Below are 20,865 nucleotides of genomic sequence, written 5' to 3' on the forward strand. Positions count from 1 at the left end.
TACCAGCATGACGTTTAACCAAAATTCCAACCGCCTGCGCATTGCGATGCAAAAATCCGGTCGCCTGTCGCAGGAATCTCAGGCACTGCTTGGCAGCTGCGGCCTGAAAATTAATTTACGTGAGCAGCGCTTGATTGCGCATGTTGAAAACATGGCCATTGATATCCTGCGGGTTCGTGACGACGACATCCCCGGCCTGGTGATGGATGGCGTTTGCGATCTGGGCATTGTCGGCGAAAACGTGCTGGAAGAAGAGTCCTTGCAGCGCCAGCTGGATAACGAGCCCTGCGATTATGCGGTGCTAAGCCGGCTCAATTTCGGCGGTTGCCGTTTATCCATCGCCGTGCAGCAAGAGTCGGCCTACGATGGCCCGGCCAGCCTGAACGGCAAAACCATTGCCACCACCTACCCACGGCTGCTCAATCGCTACCTGAAACAACAAGGAGTGCAGGCCCGCATCGTCACCTTAAAAGGGTCGGTCGAAGTAGCGCCACGGGCCGGCCTGGCCGATGCCATCTGTGACCTGGTTTCGACCGGCGCAACCCTGGAAGCCAACGGCTTGAAAGAAGTTGAAGTCATTTACCGCAGCAAGGCGGTGCTGATTCAGCGAAAAGATCTGGCCGACGCTGCCCAGTTAAAGCTAATAAACACCCTGATGCCTCGCATCAATGCCGTGATGCAGGCCAACGAAAGCAAGTACATCATGCTGCATGCGCCCAAAGCCAAACTGAGCGACATCATTGCGCTGCTGCCAGGTGCGGAAAACCCAACCCTGCTGCCACTGGCTGGCAACGACGATCAGATGGCGGTGCATGTGGTCAGCAGTGAAACCCTGTTCTGGGAAACCATGGAGCAATTAAAATCCTTAGGCGCCAGCTCCATTTTGGTGCTGCCGATAGAGAAGATGATGGAGTAAGGCATGACGCAGTGTCTAACCTGGCAGCAGCTAAGTGCTGCCGAACAAGCCGCCGCTCTGGCCAGGCCCAGCCTGCTGGACTCGGCGGGGCTTACCACCACAGTGGCAGGCATTATTGCCGAGGTACGCCGCGATGGCGATGCGGCGCTCAAACGTCTGAGCACCCAGTTTGATGGCCTGGCCGACAATGCCTTGCTGCTGTCTAAAGCGCAGCGAGCAGCCTTAATAGCAGAGCTTAAGCCAGAGCGCAAAGCCGCGATTGAGCTGGCTTATGGCAATATCCGCCGTTTTCATGCCGCCCAACAGCCCAGCGATATTCAGGTGGAAACCACGCCGGGTGTCTTCTGTGAATTGCGCCAGCGGCCAATTGGCTCGGTAGGCTTGTACATTCCGGGCGGCAGTGCTCCTTTGCCATCCACCGTGCTGATGCTGGGTGTGCCAGCCCAGCTGGCCGGCTGCCCACGCACCGTGCTGGTGACGCCTCCGGGCCGGCCCTCGGCTTCGGACATCGCCCCGGAAATTGTCTATGCCGCTGAGCTTTGTTGCATTCAGCAAATCTTTACCATTGGCGGCGCCCAGGCCATTGCCGCCCTGGCCTATGGCACAGCAAGCATCCCCAAGGTCGATAAAATCTTTGGCCCAGGCAACCGCTATGTGACCGAAGCCAAGCAACAAGTCAGTCAGGATGCACAAGGCGCCATGATTGATATGCCGGCCGGGCCTTCCGAAGTGCTGGTACTGGCCGATGACAGCGCCAATCCGGCCTTTGTCGCCGCCGACTTGCTGTCGCAGGCCGAACACGGGCCGGACTCGCAGGTCTTGCTGGTCAGCCCCAGTCAGTCGCTGATCGACAAAGTGCTACAACAAGTCGAGCAGCAGCTCAAAATCCTGCCGCGGGCCGATATTGCCCGCCAGGCACTCAGTCACAGCCGGGCTATTTGCACCGCCGACTTAGCGACAGCGGTAGCCGTCACCAATGCCTATGCGCCGGAGCATTTAATTGTGCAAACGTACGACGACGATGCCCTGGTGCCGCAATTTACCAGCGCTGCCAGCATCTTTGTCGGCCCCTGGACACCGGAGTCTGCCGGGGACTACGCCAGTGGCACCAACCATGTGCTGCCAACCTATGGCTACAGCCGTACCGCGTCCAGTTTGTCGCTGACCGACTTTTACCGCCGCTTTACCGTGCAAAAGCTGACGGCAGCGGGCATGCAGTCGATAGGGCCGGCCATTGTGACCCTGGCTGAAGCCGAGCAATTGGGCGCTCATGCGCTGGCGGTCTCTCTTCGTTTGCAACAACTGGGGTTACAACAGCACGATTTGCCAGAGCCTGACTTGCAGCAGGGCTTGGCACAAGGGGAGTCCTCGAATGAGCGTTAAGATATCTGAACTGGCCCGCGCCTCCGTGCAGGCCATTGTGCCCTATGCCTCGGCCAGGCGCAGCATGAGCGGTGGCGCCAGCTGGCTCAATGCCAATGAGAATGCACTGGCGAGCGAGTACCAACTCAGCGGGCAGTTTAACCGCTACCCCTCCTGCCAACCGGTTGCATTGATTGAAGGCTATGCCCGCTACGCCGGCGTTCGCCCGGAGCAGGTGTTGGTCAGTCGCGGCGCCGATGAAGGCATTGAACTGCTGATCCGCAGTTTTTGTGAGCCGGGCGAAGATCGCATTGCCATCTGCCCGCCGACCTACGGCATGTACGCCATCAGCGCCGAGAGCAATCAGGTTGCCTCCGTGATCGTGCCGCTGCAACCGGATGCCAGCCTGGATGTCGAAGCCCTGACGCAGATCGCAGCCAAGCTGGTGTTTATTTGCAGCCCGAACAATCCGACCGGCGACTTGATTAGCCGCCAGCAAATTGTCAGCGTGCTGGAGCACTTTGCCAGCAGCGCTTTGGTGGTGGTGGATGAAGCTTACATCGAATTTGCCATGCAAGGGTCAGTGGTCGATTTACTGGCGCAGTACCCGAACCTGGTGATCCTGCGCACCCTATCCAAAGCCTTTGCGCTGGCCGGCCTGCGCTGTGGCTTTACCCTGGCTGCGCCCGAGGTGATCAACGCCTTAAAGCAAATGATCGCGCCCTACCCGATTGCCGAGCCGGTGGCGCAAATTGCCGTGCAGGCCTTGTCAGAGCAGGGCATTGCCCGCATGCAGCAAAGCGTCGCCATCATCAATCAACTGCGCGCTGAATTCAGTGCCTTTGCCAGCACACTGCCCGGTGTATCGCGGGTTTGGCCGAGCCAGGCCAACTTTGTGCTGCTGCAGGTCCCGGATGCCGCCGCCTGCGTCAGCACGCTGCAACAGCAGGGCATTTTGATCCGCAACCAATCGGCACAGCTTGGCTTGTCGGAAGTGGTGCGGGTGTCGATTGGCAGCCCGGATGAGATGCAAGCGCTGCAACAAGCGATGCAGGACTATTTTAGCAACACGGGTGCGCGCACCCCCAATTCACAGGAAGCAACGGCATGAGTGGCCAACCGATCCTTTTTATTGACCGTGACGGCACCATGGTGGAAGAGCCCGCCATCGATAAACAGTTAGACAGCCTGGAAAAGCTGGTGTACGAACCCGGCCTGGTGCCGGCCTTACTGAAATTGCAGGCCGCCGGTTACCGGCTGGTGATGGTGACCAATCAGGATGGCCTGGGGACCGACAGCTTCCCGCGCCCGACCTTTGATGCGCCGCACGACAAGATGATGCAGCTGCTGACTTCGCAGGGCATTCAGTTTGACGATGTGCTGATTTGCCCGCACTTTGAGCACGACAACTGCAGTTGCCGCAAACCCAAACTGGGCTTAGTCAAAGACTATCTGCAGCAAGGCAAAATCGATTTTACCAACTCCTATGTGATTGGCGATCGTCAGACCGATGTGCAGCTGGCAGAAAACATGGGGCTGCCGTCATTCCAATACCAGCGTGACAGCCTGGGTTGGGCCGAAATCACCCGGCGTATTTTAAGCCGGGGCCGAAGCGCCGAAGTGGTTCGCACTACCCGCGAAACCGATATCCGGGTGGCGGTGGACCTGGATCAGCCTGGCAACAACCAGTTTGATACCGGCATTGGCTTTTTCGATCACATGCTGGAGCAAATTGCCACCCACGGCAATTTCTCGTTGCAGGTCACGGTAAAAGGCGATCTGCACATCGACGATCACCACAGCGTGGAAGATACGGCGCTGGCACTGGGTCAGGCGCTGAAAAAAGCCCTTGGCAACAAACGCGGCATCAACCGTTTTGGCTTTGTGCTGCCGATGGACGAATGCCGCGCCGAATGTGTGATGGATTTATCCGGCCGCCCTTTGTTTAAATTCAACGCTGAACTGGGCGATGGCCTGGTCGGTGGCCTGAACCTGGAAATGGTGCCGCACTTTTTCCGCTCGCTTAGCGATGCCATGCTGATGACGCTGCACTTGAGCATCACCGAGGGCAACAAACACCATCAGGTGGAAGGCTTGTTTAAAGCCTTTGGCCGGGCCCTGCGCCAGGCCATTACCGTCAGTGGCGAGGCCTTGCCAAGCTCCAAAGGGGTGCTGTAATGAGCGGTTTGGTTATTGTCGATACCGGCTGCGCCAACATCAGCTCGGTGTATTTTGCTTTCAAGCGCCTGGGAGCAGACGCAACCATCAGCAAGGATCCACGTGCCATCAAAGCCGCCAGCCGCATTGTGCTGCCGGGCGTTGGCAGTGCCCGTCAAGCCATGCAGAACCTGCAACAGCGTGAACTGATTGAATGTCTGCAAGCGGTACAGAAAAATGTGCAGCAACCGCTGCTGGGTATTTGCCTTGGCATGCAGCTGCTGACCGCCCACAGCATGGAGGGCGATGTGCCCTGCCTGAATTTGATCCCGGGTGAAGTGCTGCCGCTGCAGGCCAATGGCCTGCGCCTGCCGCATATGGGCTGGAACACCCTGCACAGCATCAGCAATCACCCGTTGATGACAGGTTTTGATAGCCAGGATTATGTCTATTTTGTGCACAGCTTTGGGGTGGCTCCCAACCGTTATAGCCTAGCGCTGTGCGATTACGGCAACGATTTTTCAGCAGTGATTGGCAAAGGCAATGTGGCCGGTGCCCAGTTTCACCCGGAGCGCTCCGGCAAGGTCGGTGCCCGTTTACTGCAAAACTTTCTGGAGTGGCAACCATGATTATTCCTGCCATTGATTTAATCGACGGCCAAATAGTCCGGCTCTATCAGGGCTCGTACGACCAAACCACCGAATACAGTTTCAGCCCACTGGCACTGCGCGATCAGTATGCTGCTGCCGGCTCACCCATTTTGCATGTGGTGGATTTATCCGGCGCCAAAGATGCCAGCAAGCGCCAGCTGGCCTTACTGACCGAGCTGATGACCAAAGCCCCACTCAAGATCCAGGTCGGCGGTGGCGTGCGCTCAGAGCAGGATGTGCAGGAGCTGTTAGCAGCGGGCGCCAGCCGGGTAGTGATTGGCAGCCTGGCTATTCGCCAGCCCGAACTGGTGCAAAGCTGGCTCAGAACATATGGCGGTGAACGCATTGTGCTGGCCTTGGATGTGGCCATTAACGCTGAAGGCGAGAAAACCCTGCCCAGCCATGGCTGGATTGAAGCTTCCAATGTGACCTTAGAGCAGGTACTGGATGGCTTTATTGCCGCCGGCGCCAAACATGTGCTTTGCACCGATATCAGCAAAGATGGCACCTTAAGCGGCTCCAATGTCGCTTTGTATCAGGAGCTGACCAAGGCTTACCCACAGATTGCCTGGCAGGCGTCCGGCGGCATTGGCTGCCTGGACGATATCCGTGCCCTGCGTGGCTCGGGCGTGGCCGGTGTGATCCTGGGCCGCTCGTTACTGGAAGGCAAGTTTACCTTGGAGGAGGCCATAGCATGCTGGCAAAACGGATAATTCCCTGCCTGGATGTGCGGGATGGTAAAGTCGTCAAAGGGGTGCAATTTCGCAACCACGAAATTGTCGGCGATATCGTGCCTTTGGCAGAGCGCTACGCCAAAGCCGGTGCCGATGAACTGGTGTTTTACGACATCACCGCTTCGAGCGATGGCCGGGTGGTCGATAAAAGCTGGGTGCAGCGCATCGCTGAAGTGATTGATATTCCGTTTTGCGTCGCTGGTGGCATCAAAAGCGTCGAAGATGCCGGTCGCATACTGGAAATGGGTGCCGATAAAATTTCGGTCAATAGCCCTGCCCTGCTTAGGCCAGAGCTGGTGCGCGAGCTGCACGATACCTTTGGTCAGCAGTGCGTGGTGGTCGGCATCGACAGTTTCTTTGATGTCGCCAGTGGCCAGTATCAGGTGTACCAGTTCACCGGCGATGAGAGCCGCACCCAAAAAACCCGCTGGCTGACCCGCGACTGGGTGCAAGAGGTGCAGCAACTGGGTGCCGGTGAAATTGTGCTGAACTGCATGAATCAGGATGGGGTACGTAAAGGCTATGATATTGCCCAGCTCTCGGCCATTCGCGCTTTGTGTCAGGTGCCTTTGATTGCCAGTGGCGGCGCCGGGGCAATTGAGCACTTTGCCGAGGTGTTCCAGCAAGCCGATGTCGATGGCGCTCTGGCAGCCAGTGTGTTTCACAAAGCGGTGATTGAGATTGCCGATTTAAAGGCGCAGCTGATTGCCGCCGGGGTGTCAATTCGGCCCTAGGGTATACAGCAATACCAGGGATGGCCGGATGGTGTTTTTCCGGGAACCTGAGACGCCCGGACGGCGTCTCAAGAGCGCCCAGGGAGGGGTTTACAGCGTTTCCCGGAAAAATCACCATTGGTCAGCCCGGTGGCAATAAACAGGTGTTGGCAACAAGAGCAGACTGCACACGGAGACGCCGTGAATACATCCCTGTAGGCTCTGCTTTGGCATCCATGCCAAAGAAGCTCCGCTTAGCAGCCCGCTCCTGTTGCTTGCAAAGCTTGGTGTGTCACCAATGAAACCATAAACTAAATGAAACAAACTTGAGAAACGACCATGAATAAAGACACCATCAGCCAACTCAAATGGCCCGACACCGGCCTGCTGCCAGCCATTGTTCAGCACGCCATCTCCGGCAAAGTGCTGATGCAGGGCTATATGAATCAGCAAGCGCTCAGCCACACCCTGAGTAGCGAAAAAGTTACTTTCTTTAGCCGCAGCAAACAACGGCTCTGGACCAAGGGCGAAAGCTCAGGCCACACCCTGGACTTGGTTGCCATCAGCAGCGACTGCGATGCTGACAGCATCCTGGTGCTGGCGATGCCCAAGGGCCCGACCTGCCATGTTGGCACCGAAACCTGCTGGCACGACAACCAAAGCAACAGCCCGGCGCTGAGCTTTTTGTACGATTTAGAGCAGGTGATTCAAAGCCGCAAAGAGGCCGACCCAGCCAGCAGCTACACCGCCAGCCTCTTTGCCAAAGGGGTGAAACGCATCGCGCAAAAAGTCGGTGAAGAAGGCGTCGAATCCGCCCTGGCGGCCATGGCCGGCGATCGGGAAGAGCTAAAAAATGAAGCCGCCGATTTACTGTTTCATTTGCTGGTGTTGCTGCAAAGTCAGCAGCTTGAGTTAAACGATGTCCTGACAGTGTTAAAAGAGCGTCATCGCTGAGCAAATAACACTGCTTAACTGGCAAGCAAGGCATACAGTTACACGCAAAAGGCCGCACTGTAAAAATGCTTGCATCGCTCCCTTGCGCTCAGCTTGGGCTAGAATTTACAAGTCATGACAAAAAAACAATCCCACCTGCACCGTGAGGCCAACCTGATCCAGATGCTAGACCCAATAGACAGCGACTGGAATCAGGCTTTGGCTGCACCCGATGAAACGGTTGCCGAAGAATTGGTAGCCGCCATCGACTTTTCCCAATTAAATAGTCTGTTCGATAATTTTTTGCAGGTAATGGGCATTCCCATTGCACTCATAGACCTGCAAGGCAAGGTATTGGCATCATCACGCTGGCAACAGGCCTGTGCTCACTTTCATCGCCAGTCCCCCACCACCTTAAACCGCTGCCTGGAAAGTGACCGGGATCTTGCGTTGCAGTTGGAGCAAGGTAAAAACTATTCGGTGTACCGCTGCCGTAATGGACTGATTGACTGCGCCACCCCGATCTTGCTCGAAGACCGCCATATCGCCAACCTCTTTATCGGTCAGTTTTTTACCACCGAGCCTGATATCGCCTACTTTACCAAGCAAGCTGAGCAAGCCGGCTTTGATGTCACGGAATATTTAGCTGCCATTGACGAAGTGCCGATTCTGGATGAAGCCAAACTGCCCGCCCTGCTCAATATGCTCTCGGCCCTGGCCCTGCAAATCAGTCAGCTTAGTTTGCTTAATAGCCGCTACCAGCAAAGTCTGCAGCAAACCGAGCAACTGGTGACTGCCCGAACCCAGGAGCTGCAAATGCAGAACGCCATCTTGCAGCAAATAAGTGAGGGAGCCCCACTGACCACTGTGCTCCTGCATCTGGTGCAGCAAGTCGAAGCACTGCACCCAGGCGCGATTTGTTCCATCTTGTTGCTTGATAACGATGGCCAGACCCTGCGCCATGGCGCCGCCCCCTCGCTGCCCGAAGCTTACAATCGGGCACTGGATGGGGTTCGTATCGGGGAAGGGGTCGGCTCTTGCGGCACTGCTGCCTTTACCAGAAAAACGGTGATAGTCAGCCATATTCAGCAGCATCCCTACTGGCAATCCTACCTGGCTTTGGCGGAGCTGGCCGGCGTACAGGCTTGCTGGTCGCAACCCGTGCTGAACCCGGAGGGCAAAGTGCTCGGTACTTTTGCCATCTATTACCAGCAACCCTCAGAGCCATCCGAAGCCTTGCTTCACAAAATCGACAGCTACAGCAAGTTGGCCGAACTTGCCATTAGCCGCAGCCTTAGCAGTCAGCAAATTCGCCAACTGGCGTTCTACGACAGCCTGACAAAACTGGCTAACCGGCGTTTGCTGGAAGAGCATCTGTTGCAGGTGATAGCAGCCAGCCAGCGTAGCCAGAAATTTGCCGGCCTGATGTTTATTGATTTGGACAACTTTAAACCGGTCAATGATCTTTATGGCCATAAAACCGGTGATACCTTGCTTATCGAAGTCGCCAGCCGCTTGCAGCTAAGCGTCCGCAGTGCCGACACCGTAGCACGCTTTGGCGGTGATGAGTTTGTGGTTCTGCTGCGCGATATGGATACTGATAAACACAAAGCCCGTCAGCAACTGGAGGCACTGGCCAGCAAAATCCAACAACGGTTGCTGCACCCTTACCCTTTACCTGGCGGCAGCATGCACCAGTGCAGCTGCAGCATCGGTTTGGTATTGTTTATGGGAGAAAGCAGTAGCGATGAGTTGTTACGCCAGGCTGATGCTGCCATGTATGCCGCCAAAAAACAGCACAGCCTAACCAGTTGGTATGATTAAATCCTGTAACCATCATTACAAGGTGGCCTGCGCTGGTCACCTTCAAAAACGAAGCTCAACGCCAAAATTTAACGCTTGAGACGCCACAGTGCAGCAGGAAGTCCAAACAGCATCAACATCAAAGTCGCTGGCACTGGAACTGGAGTCGGTTGCTCTGTCGCAGGAGGAATAAAAGTTTGTATATTTAGCTGCATAGCGCCAGCCCAGACTCGGGTTGAGTCCAGAGTAGCCCCATCACCAATCTGGAACATCATGTTAGGTGCCAGCCAGTTGCCCTGAATGGAACTGGTACCGATATTGGCAGCCGCCAGATGGCTGTATTCAGTTGCCGTATTGTATTGATGGAAATTAAAAAACACCTGATTGGGGTTGATGCCATGCAGCAGAATACCGCCGCCATCCATCAGAAAAAAGTCGGCAATATTAAAAACAAAAATATCATCGGCGTTACCATAGATCTCTACCCTTTGATGCGCCATTTGCACCGGGGTTAACTGAAACACATTTAAACCACCAACTCCCTGGTATCCATGGAGCGCCTGAAGACTTGTCTGCTGTCCTCCCAACGACTGCAACTGTTGGGACAAGTGCAACAATTGCTGATTCAGCAGGCTAAAGTGATGTTCTTGCCATTGCTGCCAACCACCATCTAACCTTACGCCCTCACCGACCCCGGCCTGAACACCTGCTGCATACCCATGAATATGACTTCCTGCACCAAACTCTGGGTTTCGTGCTGCCACATTTCCATGCACATCACTTTCCGAGCCAAAACCAAGGTAGCCTGCCTGGGAACTCTGGCCATTGGCTCCGGCAAAGAGCGCAAACTCAGCCAGCGAGCCAACATCAAACACGCTGGCAACAGACAGCGACGATGTAGTTAAACAGAAAACTGCAAACAATCCTTGTATCAGACGCATTGGTAAGAACTCCTTTTGCTGCGCAATGACAACGTTGTCACGCAAAGTGCGCAAAGTGCGCAAAGTGCGCAAAGTGCGCAAAGTGCGCAAAGTGCGCAAAGTGCGCAAAGTGCGCAAAGTGCGCAAAGTGCGCAAAGTGCGCAAATAATAGCCAATCTAAAAATAAAAACAAGTCATTTAATCTGGAAAATGTGTTTTTAGTACTCTAATCACCGAGCAATTGCCCCGCCAAACGGACAAAATCTGAAGACGTGAGTATACCAAGTAGCTGGTCGTCCGCATCCACCACTGGCAGGCAGCCGTGTTTATTTTTTAAAAAATAACTGATGACCTCTGCCAGTGCCTGTTCTGGTTGCACTGTAGCAAAATCTGTATCCATGAGCTCACCAATGATTTGCTGCTTTTCTTTACGCTCCAGCGCACTGGTGCCGTATTTAGCCAGCAGCCCCATCACCGTCGCAATCATCTTTTTTTGGGTCAGCACCCCAACCAATTTATCTTGTTCATCCAGCACAGGAATATGCCGGATATTCTTGTTCCGCATTAGATCATGCGCATCTTTCAGGCTTTGCTCACGGCGCACAAATAAAGGATTCGCGGTCATCAACTCCGCTACCGTTTTTGCAGTCATGCTCTGGTCTCCTCGTTCAGACTTAGTGCTAGCTTAGTCAATTCCAAAACAATTTTCCCGATACAGATCAAACTTTGTTCGGCTTCGTCAAACTGCTACCAAGAGATGCCGTAATGACCATGGCAATCGCCAGCCATTGCCAAAGGCTGAGAAACTCAGCCAGTAGTAAGAGTCCCGCCAGCGCCGCAACTGCTGGCTCCACACTCATCAAGACACTGAAGTTTTTAGCTGGTAAACGCTTTAATGCCACCATTTCCAGGGAATAAGGCAAAGCACTGGACATCACGGCCACCAAAAGTGCCAGCGGCAAGATCTGCCATTGGAATAAATCACTGCCCGCAGTCACCAGTCCGATAGGAAACAGATACAAAGCAGCAATGGTCATCCCCAACGCAACAGTGGCACCACCAGGCGCTAAATTGCCCGCCTTTTGCCCAAATAGAATGTAGCCAGCCCAACAGCCACCAGCAGCCAGAGCCAGCATCACACCAACGGGATCCAGAGCATCCGCCCCACGCATATCTGGCATCAGCAGCAACACCCCAGCCAGTGCAAAAGCCACCCACAAAACATCCAGTTTCCGACGGGATGAAAGCAGAGCCACGGCTAAAGGCCCGGTGAACTCCAGCGCCACCCCAACACCAAGTGGGATCCGTTCAATTGCCATATAAAACAGGATATTCATGCCACCCAGGCAACCACCGTAAATAATCAGGGCTTGCCATTGGCGGCCCTTAGGCCAGTGCCGCCAGGGCCGGAATACCAACCAGAGAATTAGAGCAGAAAAACCAACACGCAGTGCTGTTGTTCCCTCCGGACCAATCAGCGGAAATAGCTGCTTCGCAATGGAGGCTCCAGATTGAATACAAACCATGGCCAGTAATACGCTAAGCACTGCAAGTACCAGCGTTTTCAAATTGGTATCAGACATGAAATGGAGATCTCAGAAAGTGTTGGCTAACCTTGTTAGTATATCGGAAACGGCTGAAAAGTCAGAGTGGTCTGCAAAGCTTTGCATACTATCTATGGGTCTGCCGGTTGTGCTGTGGTCTTCGGCTGCAGAGCAAAGCGCAGCACATCCTTCCACGATACAATACCCAGCAGTCGATGCTCGGCATCCACTACGGGCAAACAGCCTATGTTGTATTGCAGCAAAAGGTTGGCAGCTTCTTTAATACTGGTTTTATCAGTGACGGTAACAACCGGTGAGGTCATAACATGCCGCACTTTACGACTACGGATATAACTCTCTACACTGGTTTCAAAAGCTGAATCCATGACCGGGCTTAACGCCCGGAAATAATCTTTCACCGAAATAATACCTTGCAACCGTGCTGAACTATCCACCACTGGCAGGTGTTGGAACTTTGCTGCAGAAAACACCTCTCTGAGCGAGGACAAACTGGCATCCTCGCTGGTAGTCAGCACTTTCCGACTCATAATAGCACCAATCCGGCTCATAGCTCTCCTCAACAAAGCTCCAGGGCTTATGCATCTGGTTTTTCGAAGCCTTCGATAGTGACGCCGGATAATAAACCAGAGCCCCGGGTATCGTTGCTGCGTAATTTAATCATCAAACGCAGATCATTGGGTGAATCGGCATGATGCAAGGCATCGGCATAGCTGATCCGCCCACGTTCGTATAAATCGTACAGTGCCTGATCGAAGGTCTGCATGCCCAACTCACGCGACTTGGTCATCACAGCTTTAATTTCCCCAATCTGTCCCCGGGCTATCAAGTCCGCGACCAAAGGCGAATTAAGCAGTACCTCTATAGCAGCAACCCGACCCATACCGTCAGCAGTCGGCACCAGTTGCTGGGCTACAATAGCACGTAAATTTAATGATAAATCAAATAAGAGCTTTTGATGCATTTCTTTCGGCACCAAGTGCATAATACGGTCAATAGCCTGGTTGGCATTGTTGGCGTGCAGGGTAGCCACACACAAATGGCCGGTTTCGGCGAAAGACAAAGCATACTCCATGGTTTGCATATCGCGCACCTCACCGATCAGGATCATATCCGGAGCCTGACGCAATGAGCTTTTCAACGCAGCAGCAAAAGATTCGGTATCAATACCAACTTCACGCTGGGTGATCAGGCTTTTATGGTGCTCGTGCACAAATTCAATAGGATCCTCTATGGTCAGTATATGGCCCTTGGCATTGCGATTTCGATAGCCCAGCAGCGCCGCCAGCGAGGTGGATTTACCAGTACCTGTCCCCCCCACAAAGAGCACCAAACCACGCTTGGACATGATGATTTCTTTTAAAATCGGCGGCAGCCCCAGCTCATCGGCTTTTGGAATGTCTGTCACAATGCGCCGGATCACCATCCCCGCCTGATCGCGCTGCCAAAAAGCAGACACCCGAAAACGTCCGGCCTGATTGGCAATGGCAAAGTTGCATTCCTTGCTGGTAACAAATTCCTGCTTTTGCTTCTCATTCATCGCCGATACAACCAACTGAAAGGAGTCATCTTCCGTCAGTGGTTGTTCATCAATAGGGATCAGCTCGCCATTGACTTTGGCCGCTACCGGCATACCTGCGGTAACAAAGAGATCGGAAGCCCCTTTCGTCACCATGGCCTGCAAAAATTCAGTCAGTTGCATACATGCTCCTTACATCCGCCCCATGGTGCCAAAAGTGTTTTTATCCTGAGCTTTGCTTTGGGCATCTCTTTGCGACACCATGCCACGATTTACCAGATTCACCAGGCATTGATCCATGGTTTGCATGCCATGTGCTGCGCCAGTCTGGATCACCGAGTACATCTGGGCAATTTTATCTTCCCGGATCAGGTTTCGGATAGCCGGCAAACCAAGCATAATTTCATGGGCAGCCACCCGGCCCCCACCTACTTTTTTAAGTAAGGTCTGAGAAATAACAGCTCGCAAAGACTCAGACAACATCGAACGTACCATATCTTTTTCTTCCCCCGGAAAGACATCGATAATACGGTCAATGGTTTTCGGTGCCGAGGTGGTATGCAAAGTACCAAACACCAGATGACCGGTTTCTGCTGCGGTCATCGCCAGTCGAATGGTTTCCAGGTCCCGCAACTCACCCACCAGAATCACATCCGGATCTTCACGTAAAGCAGAACGTAATGCATTTTTAAAGCTATGGGTGTCGCGGTGGACTTCCCGTTGATTGATCAACGACAGTTTATTCTGATGCACAAATTCTATCGGATCTTCGATGGTCAGAATATGGTCATAACGAGTCGTATTGATGTAATCAATCATCGCCGCCAGGGTGGTACTCTTACCTGAGCCGGTCGGCCCTGTCACCAACACCAGACCACGCGGATTTTCAGCTATGCTCTTAAAAATATCTGGCGCAGCCAAATCATCCAAGGTTAACACCTCGCTGGGGATAGTACGAAACACAGCAGCAGCGCCACGATTTTGCACAAAGGCATTCACCCGGAAACGGGCCAGGTTGGGCACTTCAAAAGAAAAATCCGTTTCCAGGTTTTCTTCGTATTCTTTTCGCTGTTTATCAGTCATAATTTCATACACTAAGGCATGAACTTCTTTATGATTTAAGGCTGGAATATTGAGTTTTCGAACATCGCCATCCACCCGAATCAATGGCGGCACACCGGCAGAGAGGTGTAAATCCGATGCTTTATGTTGCACACTAAATGCCAGTAACTCAGTAATATCCATGACAATTCTCACTTAGTACGATTGAATGTATGAACACCATAGCAGAACGCTTGCAAAGCGCCTACCAACAAATTGCACAGCAATGCACTAAGCTTGGTTCAAAGCCAGCGGATGTGCAATTAATTGCCGTCAGCAAGACCAAAGCTGCTGCCGATATTTTATCTGCTTATCAGTCCGGTCAGCGTCATTTTGGCGAAAATTACCCGCAAGAGCTGGCAGAAAAAGCGGTTGCTTTGTCACAACAGGAAGGGATCTGTTGGCATTTTATTGGCCCTTTGCAGTCCAATAAAACCAAACTGGTGGCAGAGCATGCTACCTGGTGTCATAGCCTGGACCGACTAAAAATTGCCAGCCGATTGTCTGCCCAGCGGCCGGAGCAACTCCCGCCATTAAAGGTCTTGCTGCAAGTTAATATCAGTGGTGAAGCCAGCAAAGCAGGCATCAATCCAGATCAGGTGCTAGCACTGGCAACAGAAGTGGCTGCCCTGCCCGGCCTTGAGCTCAAAGGTTTGATGGCTATCCCTGCGCCCGATGCGCATGAACCGGTAGAACCAGCGTTTGCCCGCATGCAGCAACTTAGTCTGGCTCTAAGAGCCATCTTACCTCAGGCCAAGGAGCTATCGATGGGCATGAGCGATGACTGGCCATTGGCTCTAAAATATGGCGCAACTATGATACGATTAGGCACCGCAATTTTTGGCGCAAGGAATTATGAACGACATGAATGACAACATGGTTGCCTTTATTGGTGCCGGCAATATGGCACGCTGCGTGATCGCAGCCATGGTGAAATCGGGTTACCCGGCCAGCAACATCATTGCCAGCAACCGAACCGAACCAAAATTACAGGCTTTAGCTGCCGATTATGGCATTCAGACCACGCTGGATAATCTTACAGCTGTTCAAAAAGCAGATGTCATTGTGCTGGCGGTAAAACCGCAAATGATGGGTGATGTCTGTCAGCAATTGATTGAGCAAGCACCGGAAATTAAAGAAAAGCTCTTTGTCACCGTAGCCGCCGGTTTACCGGTTAGTCGTTATGAGCGCTGGCTGGGCGAAGTTCGCCTGGTTCGCAGCATGCCCAATACACCATCGCTGGTGGGCCTTGGCGTCACCGGTCTTTACCCCAGCCGCTGCTCCAATTACGAAAAAGCCTTTGTCGATACCATGTTTAAAGGCACCGGCATGACGGTTTGGCTGGACAACGAAGCCGAGATCGATCATGTGATTGCCGTTACCGGTAGCTCCCCCGCCTATTTTTTCTATTTTATGCAGGCCATGCAACAAGAAGCCGAAGCCCTGGGCTTTGCCCCAGAGCAAGCCAAAAAAATGGTGGCCCAAACGGCCTTGGGCGCTGCCACCATGGCCCTTCAGAGCGAGCATAGCTTTGCCGAGTTACGCGCTCAGGTGACTTCCAAAGGCGGCACCACCCATGAAGCCGTCACCAGCTTTGCCAATGCTGGTCTGGAACAGATGGTCAGCGAGGCGATGCAGGCAGCGATTCGCCGGGCGCGTGAAATGGCACAAACACTTTAATTGCTTTGGTCAAAAACTTTTGGGGACGCTATGAATAACGCGCTGTTTTTTTTAATCAATACCGGCTTTAACCTCTACCTGATGGTGGTGGTACTTCGGCTATGGCTGCAGTTGGCCCGGGCAGATTTTTACAATCCGTTCAGTCAGTTTATCGTCAAAGCAACCAATCCGTTGGTGTTGCCGCTGCGCAAAGTGATCCCAAGCCTTGGGCCGCTGGATACTGCCACTCTGGTACTGGCCTGGCTGGTAGCTGTTGTTAAAATGCTGGTGTTGCAACAACTGTTGTTAGGTGGCATCGTACTAAGCCATGCCCTGGTTGCCGGTGTACTGATTTTACTGAAAGAAAGCCTTAGCCTGGTGTTCTGGATTTTGGTAATCCGCGCCATTCTTAGCTGGTTCAGTCAGGGCCGTAATCCCATTGAACTGGTGATGCATCAATTAACTGAGCCGCTGCTACGGCCAATCCGCCGGGTGATCCCACCCATGGGTGGCCTGGATTTATCGGTGCTGGTGGCCTTAATTGCACTGCAGTTTGTGCAAATCCTGCTAGCCGATGTGTTACGGGGCTTCTAAAGCCTGACCTGCTGTGCTGTCTTACCAGTTTGCGCTGCGACAGCACAGAGGGTTTCAGCTATACTTTATCCCCCCCTGCCTGACATGAACGAGGTGTGTATGAAAATCTGGCTGGCCTGTGTTTTTTCGCTGTTAAGTTGCTTTGCTGTCGCCGAGCAAAAACAAAGCTTAGGCCCCTGGGATGTCCATTACCTGGCCTTTAATGCTACCTTTTTAACCCCCGAAGTAGCACGCAGTTACGGTATCGAACGCAGCCGGTTTACCGGTATTGTGAATCTAACGGTCCTTAGCAGTGATGATCAGAGCGCTCAGCCGGTCAATGTGACCGGCACAGCCCGTAACTTGCTCGGGCAACAACGTACCTTGCGTTTCCAACAAGTCCGGGATGGCGCTGCTATATACTACTTCGCCCCGCTAACCATCCGCAACGAAGAGTTGTGGCGCTTTGATATTCAGTTGCAACAAGGCAATGAACAACAACGCTTGCACTTTGAACACACTTACTACATCGATTGAGTACCCCATGAAACAACTTGTTTTAGCCACAGGCAACCCTGGTAAAGTCACCGAGCTTGCTGCCATGCTGGCTCCATTTGCCTGCACGGTAACCCCCCAGAGTGAGTTTAAGCTGGCCGATGCCGATGAAACAGGGCTAAGCTTTGTCGAAAATGCCATTATCAAAGCCCGGCATGCCGCTCTTCATACTGGTTTGCCAGCCATTGCTGATGATTCAGGCTTAGCGGTCGATGCGCTCAGAGGGGCTCCGGGTATCTACTCAGCCCGCTTCGCCGGCGAAGGGGCCAGCGATACCGACAACGTCCACAAACTGCTGCAAGCACTGAACGACGTACCAAAGCAACAACGCCTGGCTCAATTTCATTGTGTACTGGTGTTTATGCGCCATGCCGAAGATCCAACGCCTTTAATCAGCCATGGCCGCTGGCAAGGGGTCATTCATCAGCAACCACAAGGTCAGGGTGGCTTTGGCTACGATCCAGTGTTTTATCTGCCTGAACTGAACTGCACTGCTGCAGAGCTCAGTAAAGCACAAAAACAGCAACTCAGTCATCGCGGCCAGGCACTGCGCCAGTTGCTAAGCCAGTTGCAACAACAGGGATACCTGATCTCTTGAGCCTGCAACTACCGCCCTTATCGCTGTACATTCATATTCCCTGGTGCATCCAAAAATGTCCTTACTGCGACTTTAACTCCCACGCCGTGAAGCAAGGCATTCCGGAGCAGGAATACATCAGCCATTTGTTGGATGATTTAACGCAGGATCTGTCCTGGGTGCAGGACCGTGCTATTCAAAGTATTTTTATCGGCGGCGGTACTCCCAGTGTGTTTACAGCCGCTGGCATAGCACGACTGCTGGCTGGTGTCCGTAGCCGCGTGCAACTGGCCGATGACTGCGAAGTGACGATGGAAGCCAACCCCGGCACCTTTGAGGCTGAGCGCTTTGCTGGTTATGTTGCAGCTGGCGTAACCCGCTTCTCGATTGGTGTGCAAAGTTTTCAGCAGACACAGCTTACTGCACTTGGCCGGATCCATAGCAGCAGCGAGGCCATTCAGGCAGCACAGCTGGCAGCCAAACTCCCCCTGCACAGTTTTAACCTGGATTTAATGCATGGCCTGCCCGGCCAAAGCCTGGCCGATGCCATGGCCGATTTGCAGCAAGCCATCGCTTTAGAGCCGCCTCATTTATCCTGGTACCAGTTAACCATCGAGCCCAATACTGCTTTTGCCTCCAGGCCACCGGTGCTGCCAGAGGACGAACTGCTATGGGAGATCCAGGAGCATGGGCATCAACTGTTGCAGGCACATGGCTATCAGCAGTACGAAACTTCGGCCTATGCCAAAGCCGGCCATCAATGCCAGCACAACCTGAATTACTGGCGGTTTGGTGACTACCTCGGCATTGGTTGTGGCGCCCATGGCAAAATTACCCTGCCAAAGAGCAATAGCATTTTGCGCACCAGCAAGATTAAACACCCCAAAGGCTACATGGATCTGACTCGCTCCTACTTGGATCATCAGCGTATTGTCGCAGCCGACGAGCTACCTTTTGAGTTTTTTATGAACCGTTTCCGGCTGCTGGAGCCCTGCCCGATTAGTGACTTTACCGCGTACACCGGCCTGCCGGTCGAAACTACCTCGGCAGCCATCCAACAGGCCATTAAGCTAGAGTTACTTCAGCAGCAAACAGATCATTGGCAGATCAGCTCTAAAGGAGCCCGTTACCTGAATGATCTGCTGACCCACTTTATCTAAGGAATCAAGATGCTCAGATCATACCGCCTGACCAGTCTGGCCCTCGCCATAAGTCTAAGTGTACTCACCGGTTGCGAGCCTCCCCAACCCGGCAGCCACAGCTCAACAACAGCAAACAGCCAGCAGAGCAGCCAGCAAACGGAGTCTGAACGGGCCAATGCGTTGTTTGAACAAATTTTTGATGAAGAACTGGCAACCAACCCACTGCGACAAACCCAACTGGGCCTAAAGACCAATAAAGACCGTTGGCAAGATTTATCCGAACAGCGACGGCTGGCAGATCTGGAACTTACCCGTCAGCATCTGGCATTACTTGCCGACATCGATGCTCCGGCACTGGATCAGCAAACCGAACTAAGCTACCAACTGATGAAACAACGTCTGGAGCAACGGCTGGAAAATGAGCAATGGCATCTGTACAGCTACCCGGTCAATCAAATGCGGGGGATCCACACGCAGGTACCAGTCACGCTGTTAAACCAGCATCACATCGAAACAGAACAGGATGCCAAAGATTATATTAGCCGCTTAAATGCAGTGCCCACCCTGTTTGCCCAACTGATCAATCAACTGGAACAGCGGGCAGAAAAAGGCATTATCATTCCTCGTTTTGTCTTTCCCTACGTAGTGCAGGACAGCAGTAATGTGATTACCGGAGCCCCTTTTGATGGTGGTGACGACAGTGTGCTCTGGGCCGATTTCCAGCGTAAAGTCACCGCATTGCCTTTATCCCAGGCTGAACAACAGCTGCTTTTAAATGAGGCCGAGCTGGCATTAGTAACCAGTGTTAAACCGGCTTACCAACAACTGATTACCTACTTACAGCAGTTGGAGCAAAAAGCCGGCGATGACGATGGTGTCTGGCGTTTCCCGGATGGGCGCGCGTACTATCAACATGCTCTGAACCGCATGACTACCACCCAGTTGACTGCCGAACAAATCCATCAAATCGGCCTGGACGATGTGGCCCGGATCCACCAGGAGATGCGCCTTATTATGCAGCAGGTTGAGTTCGATGGCTCACTGGCGGAATTTTTCGAGTTTATGCGCAGCGATCCGCAATTTTACTTGCCGGATACCGAAGAAGGCCGTCAGGCCTACCTGCAACAAGCGACCGCTGTGATCGATCATATGCGGACCCGACTGAATGAGCTTTTCCTTACCCTGCCACAGGCAGAGATGGAAGTGCGGGCAGTCGAGCCATTTCGAGAGCAATCCGCCGGCAAAGCATTTTATCAGCGCCCTTCAATGGACGGTAGTCGCCCAGGCATTTACTACGCCAATTTGTACCGCATGAGCGATATGCCGCTCTATCAGTTGGAAGCCCTGGCCTACCATGAAGGATTGCCTGGCCATCATATGCAACTGGCGATTCAGCAGGAACTGGAAGGGATCCCACGTTTTCGCCGTTTTGGTGGCTATACCGCCTATACCGAAGGCTGGGGACTTTATACCGAGCTGCTGCCAAAAGAAATTGGCTTGTACCAGGACCCTTACTCCGACTTTGGCCGGTTGGCGATGGAGCTATGGCGTTCAGCCCGGCTGGTAGTCGATACCGGTATTCATCACAAAGGCTGGAGCCGCGAACAAGCCATCGCCTACCTGGTTGAGCATACCCCTAATCCAGAGGGCGATGCACAAAAAGCCATTGAGCGTTATATTGTGATGCCAGCACAGGCTACAGCATATAAAATTGGCATGATCAAACTGCTGGAACTCCGGGCGAAAGCCAAAGAGCAACTTGGCGAGCGCTTTGATATTCGGGAATTCCACGATGTGGTGCTACGAAATGGTGCCGTCCCGCTGGATGTGCTGGAACAACTGATCGATGCCTATATCGAGGCAGCAGATTAAAGTTGGCTAGCCATACTGGCTCTGACTGAAAACTACAACTTACTGGGTAAGGCGGGGCTCCCCCGCCTTTTTTTATTAAGAAAGTCTTGGTCTTTGCAGCAATAGGAGTTATAACAC

Annotated in this window: 23 protein-coding genes; 17 read left to right on the plus strand and 6 right to left on the minus strand. The window is 53.3% G+C overall.

Going from position 1 to position 20,865, the window contains the following annotated elements; all coding sequences use genetic code 11:
• Positions 1-7: 7 nt before the first annotated feature.
• From hisG to ABC502_RS01265, 9 genes are all read left to right on the plus strand, one after another.
• On the plus strand, positions 8-916 hold the full coding sequence (hisG, locus tag ABC502_RS01225; RefSeq protein ID WP_305945696.1) for an ATP phosphoribosyltransferase: 909 nt from the start codon (positions 8-10) through the stop codon (positions 914-916).
• A gap of 3 nt (positions 917-919) precedes the next feature.
• The gene (hisD, locus tag ABC502_RS01230) at positions 920-2,299 is read left to right on the plus strand and encodes a histidinol dehydrogenase (RefSeq protein ID WP_345914642.1); all 1,380 of its coding nucleotides are present in this window, start codon (positions 920-922) and stop codon (positions 2,297-2,299) included.
• On the plus strand, positions 2,289-3,389 hold the full coding sequence (gene hisC, locus ABC502_RS01235; protein WP_345914643.1) for a histidinol-phosphate transaminase: 1,101 nt from the start codon (positions 2,289-2,291) through the stop codon (positions 3,387-3,389). Before hisD ends, hisC begins: the two co-directional genes overlap by 11 nt.
• Positions 3,386-4,456: a bifunctional histidinol-phosphatase/imidazoleglycerol-phosphate dehydratase HisB gene (gene hisB, locus ABC502_RS01240; protein ID WP_305945699.1), complete on the plus strand. Its 1,071-nt coding sequence runs from the start codon at positions 3,386-3,388 to the stop codon at positions 4,454-4,456. The genes hisC and hisB overlap by 4 nt, the downstream gene beginning before the upstream one ends.
• On the plus strand, positions 4,456-5,064 hold the full coding sequence (gene hisH / locus ABC502_RS01245; protein WP_345914644.1) for an imidazole glycerol phosphate synthase subunit HisH: 609 nt from the start codon (positions 4,456-4,458) through the stop codon (positions 5,062-5,064). The genes hisB and hisH overlap by 1 nt, the downstream gene beginning before the upstream one ends.
• Positions 5,061-5,798, plus strand: coding sequence for a 1-(5-phosphoribosyl)-5-[(5-phosphoribosylamino)methylideneamino]imidazole-4-carboxamide isomerase (gene hisA / locus ABC502_RS01250; protein WP_345914645.1), 738 nt, complete (start codon positions 5,061-5,063; stop codon positions 5,796-5,798). Before hisH ends, hisA begins: the two co-directional genes overlap by 4 nt.
• A complete protein-coding gene (gene hisF, locus ABC502_RS01255) occupies positions 5,780-6,553 on the plus strand; it encodes an imidazole glycerol phosphate synthase subunit HisF (protein ID WP_330088076.1) in 774 nt (257 codons plus the stop codon). The genes hisA and hisF overlap by 19 nt, the downstream gene beginning before the upstream one ends.
• A 318-nt stretch (positions 6,554-6,871) precedes the next feature.
• Entirely contained in the window at positions 6,872-7,486 is a 615-nt protein-coding gene (gene hisIE / locus ABC502_RS01260) for a bifunctional phosphoribosyl-AMP cyclohydrolase/phosphoribosyl-ATP diphosphatase HisIE (RefSeq protein ID WP_345914646.1), read from the plus strand.
• 114 nt (positions 7,487-7,600) lie between these two features.
• Complete coding sequence (locus ABC502_RS01265) at positions 7,601-9,289, plus strand: PocR ligand-binding domain-containing protein (protein ID WP_345914647.1); 1,689 nt, start codon at positions 7,601-7,603, stop codon at positions 9,287-9,289.
• Positions 9,290-9,357: 68 nt separating this feature from the next.
• On the opposite strand, the gene ABC502_RS01270 is transcribed toward ABC502_RS01265, so the two are convergent.
• On the minus strand, positions 9,358-10,209 hold the full coding sequence (locus tag ABC502_RS01270; RefSeq protein ID WP_345914648.1) for a hypothetical protein: 852 nt from the start codon (positions 10,207-10,209) through the stop codon (positions 9,358-9,360).
• Positions 10,210-10,234: 25 nt separating this feature from the next.
• On the opposite strand from ABC502_RS01270, the gene ABC502_RS01275 reads away from it, so the two are divergent.
• Positions 10,235-10,357 carry a hypothetical protein gene (locus ABC502_RS01275; RefSeq protein ID WP_345914649.1) on the plus strand — a complete coding sequence of 41 codons (123 nt, stop codon included), beginning with the start codon at positions 10,235-10,237 and terminating at the stop codon, positions 10,355-10,357.
• A gap of 57 nt (positions 10,358-10,414) precedes the next feature.
• Here ABC502_RS01275 and ABC502_RS01280 read toward each other — a convergent pair whose 3' ends face one another.
• From ABC502_RS01280 to ABC502_RS01300, 5 genes are all read right to left on the minus strand, one after another.
• Positions 10,415-10,840 carry a CBS domain-containing protein gene (locus ABC502_RS01280; protein WP_330088072.1) on the minus strand — a complete coding sequence of 142 codons (426 nt, stop codon included), beginning with the start codon at positions 10,838-10,840 and terminating at the stop codon, positions 10,415-10,417.
• 67 nt (positions 10,841-10,907) lie between these two features.
• The gene (locus ABC502_RS01285; protein ID WP_330088071.1) at positions 10,908-11,771 is read right to left on the minus strand and encodes a DMT family transporter; all 864 of its coding nucleotides are present in this window, start codon (positions 11,769-11,771) and stop codon (positions 10,908-10,910) included.
• A 92-nt stretch (positions 11,772-11,863) separates the two neighbouring features.
• Entirely contained in the window at positions 11,864-12,301 is a 438-nt protein-coding gene (locus tag ABC502_RS01290) for a CBS domain-containing protein (protein ID WP_345914650.1), read from the minus strand.
• A 26-nt stretch (positions 12,302-12,327) separates the two neighbouring features.
• A complete protein-coding gene (locus ABC502_RS01295; protein WP_345914651.1) occupies positions 12,328-13,452 on the minus strand; it encodes a PilT/PilU family type 4a pilus ATPase in 1,125 nt (374 codons plus the stop codon).
• A gap of 9 nt (positions 13,453-13,461) precedes the next feature.
• Entirely contained in the window at positions 13,462-14,514 is a 1,053-nt protein-coding gene (locus ABC502_RS01300) for a type IV pilus twitching motility protein PilT (protein WP_330088068.1), read from the minus strand.
• 29 nt (positions 14,515-14,543) lie between these two features.
• Between ABC502_RS01300 and ABC502_RS01305 the strand changes: the two genes are divergently transcribed.
• From ABC502_RS01305 to ABC502_RS01335, 7 genes are all read left to right on the plus strand, one after another.
• Positions 14,544-15,242, plus strand: coding sequence for a YggS family pyridoxal phosphate-dependent enzyme (locus ABC502_RS01305; RefSeq protein ID WP_345914652.1), 699 nt, complete (start codon positions 14,544-14,546; stop codon positions 15,240-15,242).
• Positions 15,235-16,050 carry a pyrroline-5-carboxylate reductase gene (gene proC / locus ABC502_RS01310; RefSeq protein ID WP_345914653.1) on the plus strand — a complete coding sequence of 272 codons (816 nt, stop codon included), beginning with the start codon at positions 15,235-15,237 and terminating at the stop codon, positions 16,048-16,050. The genes ABC502_RS01305 and proC overlap by 8 nt, the downstream gene beginning before the upstream one ends.
• A 30-nt stretch (positions 16,051-16,080) precedes the next feature.
• Complete coding sequence (locus ABC502_RS01315) at positions 16,081-16,623, plus strand: YggT family protein (protein WP_330088065.1); 543 nt, start codon at positions 16,081-16,083, stop codon at positions 16,621-16,623.
• Between the two features lie 99 nt (positions 16,624-16,722).
• Complete coding sequence (locus tag ABC502_RS01320) at positions 16,723-17,139, plus strand: DUF4426 domain-containing protein (RefSeq protein WP_345914654.1); 417 nt, start codon at positions 16,723-16,725, stop codon at positions 17,137-17,139.
• Positions 17,140-17,146: 7 nt separating this feature from the next.
• Positions 17,147-17,755 (plus strand): RdgB/HAM1 family non-canonical purine NTP pyrophosphatase, encoded by a 609-nt coding sequence (gene rdgB, locus ABC502_RS01325; RefSeq protein ID WP_345914655.1) that lies wholly within the window; start codon positions 17,147-17,149, stop codon positions 17,753-17,755.
• Positions 17,752-18,894 carry a radical SAM family heme chaperone HemW gene (gene hemW, locus ABC502_RS01330; RefSeq protein WP_345914656.1) on the plus strand — a complete coding sequence of 381 codons (1,143 nt, stop codon included), beginning with the start codon at positions 17,752-17,754 and terminating at the stop codon, positions 18,892-18,894. The genes rdgB and hemW overlap by 4 nt, the downstream gene beginning before the upstream one ends.
• 9 nt (positions 18,895-18,903) lie before the next feature.
• Entirely contained in the window at positions 18,904-20,748 is a 1,845-nt protein-coding gene (locus ABC502_RS01335; RefSeq protein WP_345914657.1) for a DUF885 domain-containing protein, read from the plus strand.
• Positions 20,749-20,865 lie beyond the last annotated feature (117 nt).

The sequence above is a fragment of the Alkalimonas sp. NCh-2 genome, from assembly GCF_039631345.1.
Taxonomy (GTDB): domain Bacteria; phylum Pseudomonadota; class Gammaproteobacteria; order Enterobacterales; family Alteromonadaceae; genus Alkalimonas; species Alkalimonas mucilaginosa.

What these genes read in the sequence shown, in the direction of transcription:
- ABC502_RS01315 (WP_330088065.1), top strand. Translation starts at nt 16,081, where the DNA reads ATGAATAACGCGCTGTTTTTTTTAATCAATACCGGCTTTAACCTCTAC.
- ABC502_RS01335 (WP_345914657.1), top strand. Translation starts at nt 18,904, where the DNA reads ATGCTCAGATCATACCGCCTGACCAGTCTGGCCCTCGCCATAAGTCTA.
- ABC502_RS01275 (WP_345914649.1), top strand. Translation starts at nt 10,235, where the DNA reads ATGACAACGTTGTCACGCAAAGTGCGCAAAGTGCGCAAAGTGCGCAAA.
- hisG (WP_305945696.1), top strand. Translation starts at nt 8, where the DNA reads ATGACGTTTAACCAAAATTCCAACCGCCTGCGCATTGCGATGCAAAAA.
- ABC502_RS01300 (WP_330088068.1), bottom strand. Translation starts at nt 14,514, where the DNA reads ATGGATATTACTGAGTTACTGGCATTTAGTGTGCAACATAAAGCATCG.
- hisD (WP_345914642.1), top strand. Translation starts at nt 920, where the DNA reads ATGACGCAGTGTCTAACCTGGCAGCAGCTAAGTGCTGCCGAACAAGCC.
- hisIE (WP_345914646.1), top strand. Translation starts at nt 6,872, where the DNA reads ATGAATAAAGACACCATCAGCCAACTCAAATGGCCCGACACCGGCCTG.
- ABC502_RS01320 (WP_345914654.1), top strand. Translation starts at nt 16,723, where the DNA reads ATGAAAATCTGGCTGGCCTGTGTTTTTTCGCTGTTAAGTTGCTTTGCT.
- ABC502_RS01265 (WP_345914647.1), top strand. Translation starts at nt 7,601, where the DNA reads ATGACAAAAAAACAATCCCACCTGCACCGTGAGGCCAACCTGATCCAG.
- hisC (WP_345914643.1), top strand. Translation starts at nt 2,289, where the DNA reads ATGAGCGTTAAGATATCTGAACTGGCCCGCGCCTCCGTGCAGGCCATT.
- hisF (WP_330088076.1), top strand. Translation starts at nt 5,780, where the DNA reads ATGCTGGCAAAACGGATAATTCCCTGCCTGGATGTGCGGGATGGTAAA.
- hisB (WP_305945699.1), top strand. Translation starts at nt 3,386, where the DNA reads ATGAGTGGCCAACCGATCCTTTTTATTGACCGTGACGGCACCATGGTG.
- ABC502_RS01285 (WP_330088071.1), bottom strand. Translation starts at nt 11,771, where the DNA reads ATGTCTGATACCAATTTGAAAACGCTGGTACTTGCAGTGCTTAGCGTA.
- ABC502_RS01295 (WP_345914651.1), bottom strand. Translation starts at nt 13,452, where the DNA reads ATGCAACTGACTGAATTTTTGCAGGCCATGGTGACGAAAGGGGCTTCC.
- hisA (WP_345914645.1), top strand. Translation starts at nt 5,061, where the DNA reads ATGATTATTCCTGCCATTGATTTAATCGACGGCCAAATAGTCCGGCTC.
- hisH (WP_345914644.1), top strand. Translation starts at nt 4,456, where the DNA reads ATGAGCGGTTTGGTTATTGTCGATACCGGCTGCGCCAACATCAGCTCG.
- ABC502_RS01305 (WP_345914652.1), top strand. Translation starts at nt 14,544, where the DNA reads ATGAACACCATAGCAGAACGCTTGCAAAGCGCCTACCAACAAATTGCA.
- ABC502_RS01290 (WP_345914650.1), bottom strand. Translation starts at nt 12,301, where the DNA reads ATGAGCCGGATTGGTGCTATTATGAGTCGGAAAGTGCTGACTACCAGC.
- proC (WP_345914653.1), top strand. Translation starts at nt 15,235, where the DNA reads ATGAATGACAACATGGTTGCCTTTATTGGTGCCGGCAATATGGCACGC.
- ABC502_RS01270 (WP_345914648.1), bottom strand. Translation starts at nt 10,209, where the DNA reads ATGCGTCTGATACAAGGATTGTTTGCAGTTTTCTGTTTAACTACATCG.
- ABC502_RS01280 (WP_330088072.1), bottom strand. Translation starts at nt 10,840, where the DNA reads ATGACTGCAAAAACGGTAGCGGAGTTGATGACCGCGAATCCTTTATTT.
- rdgB (WP_345914655.1), top strand. Translation starts at nt 17,147, where the DNA reads ATGAAACAACTTGTTTTAGCCACAGGCAACCCTGGTAAAGTCACCGAG.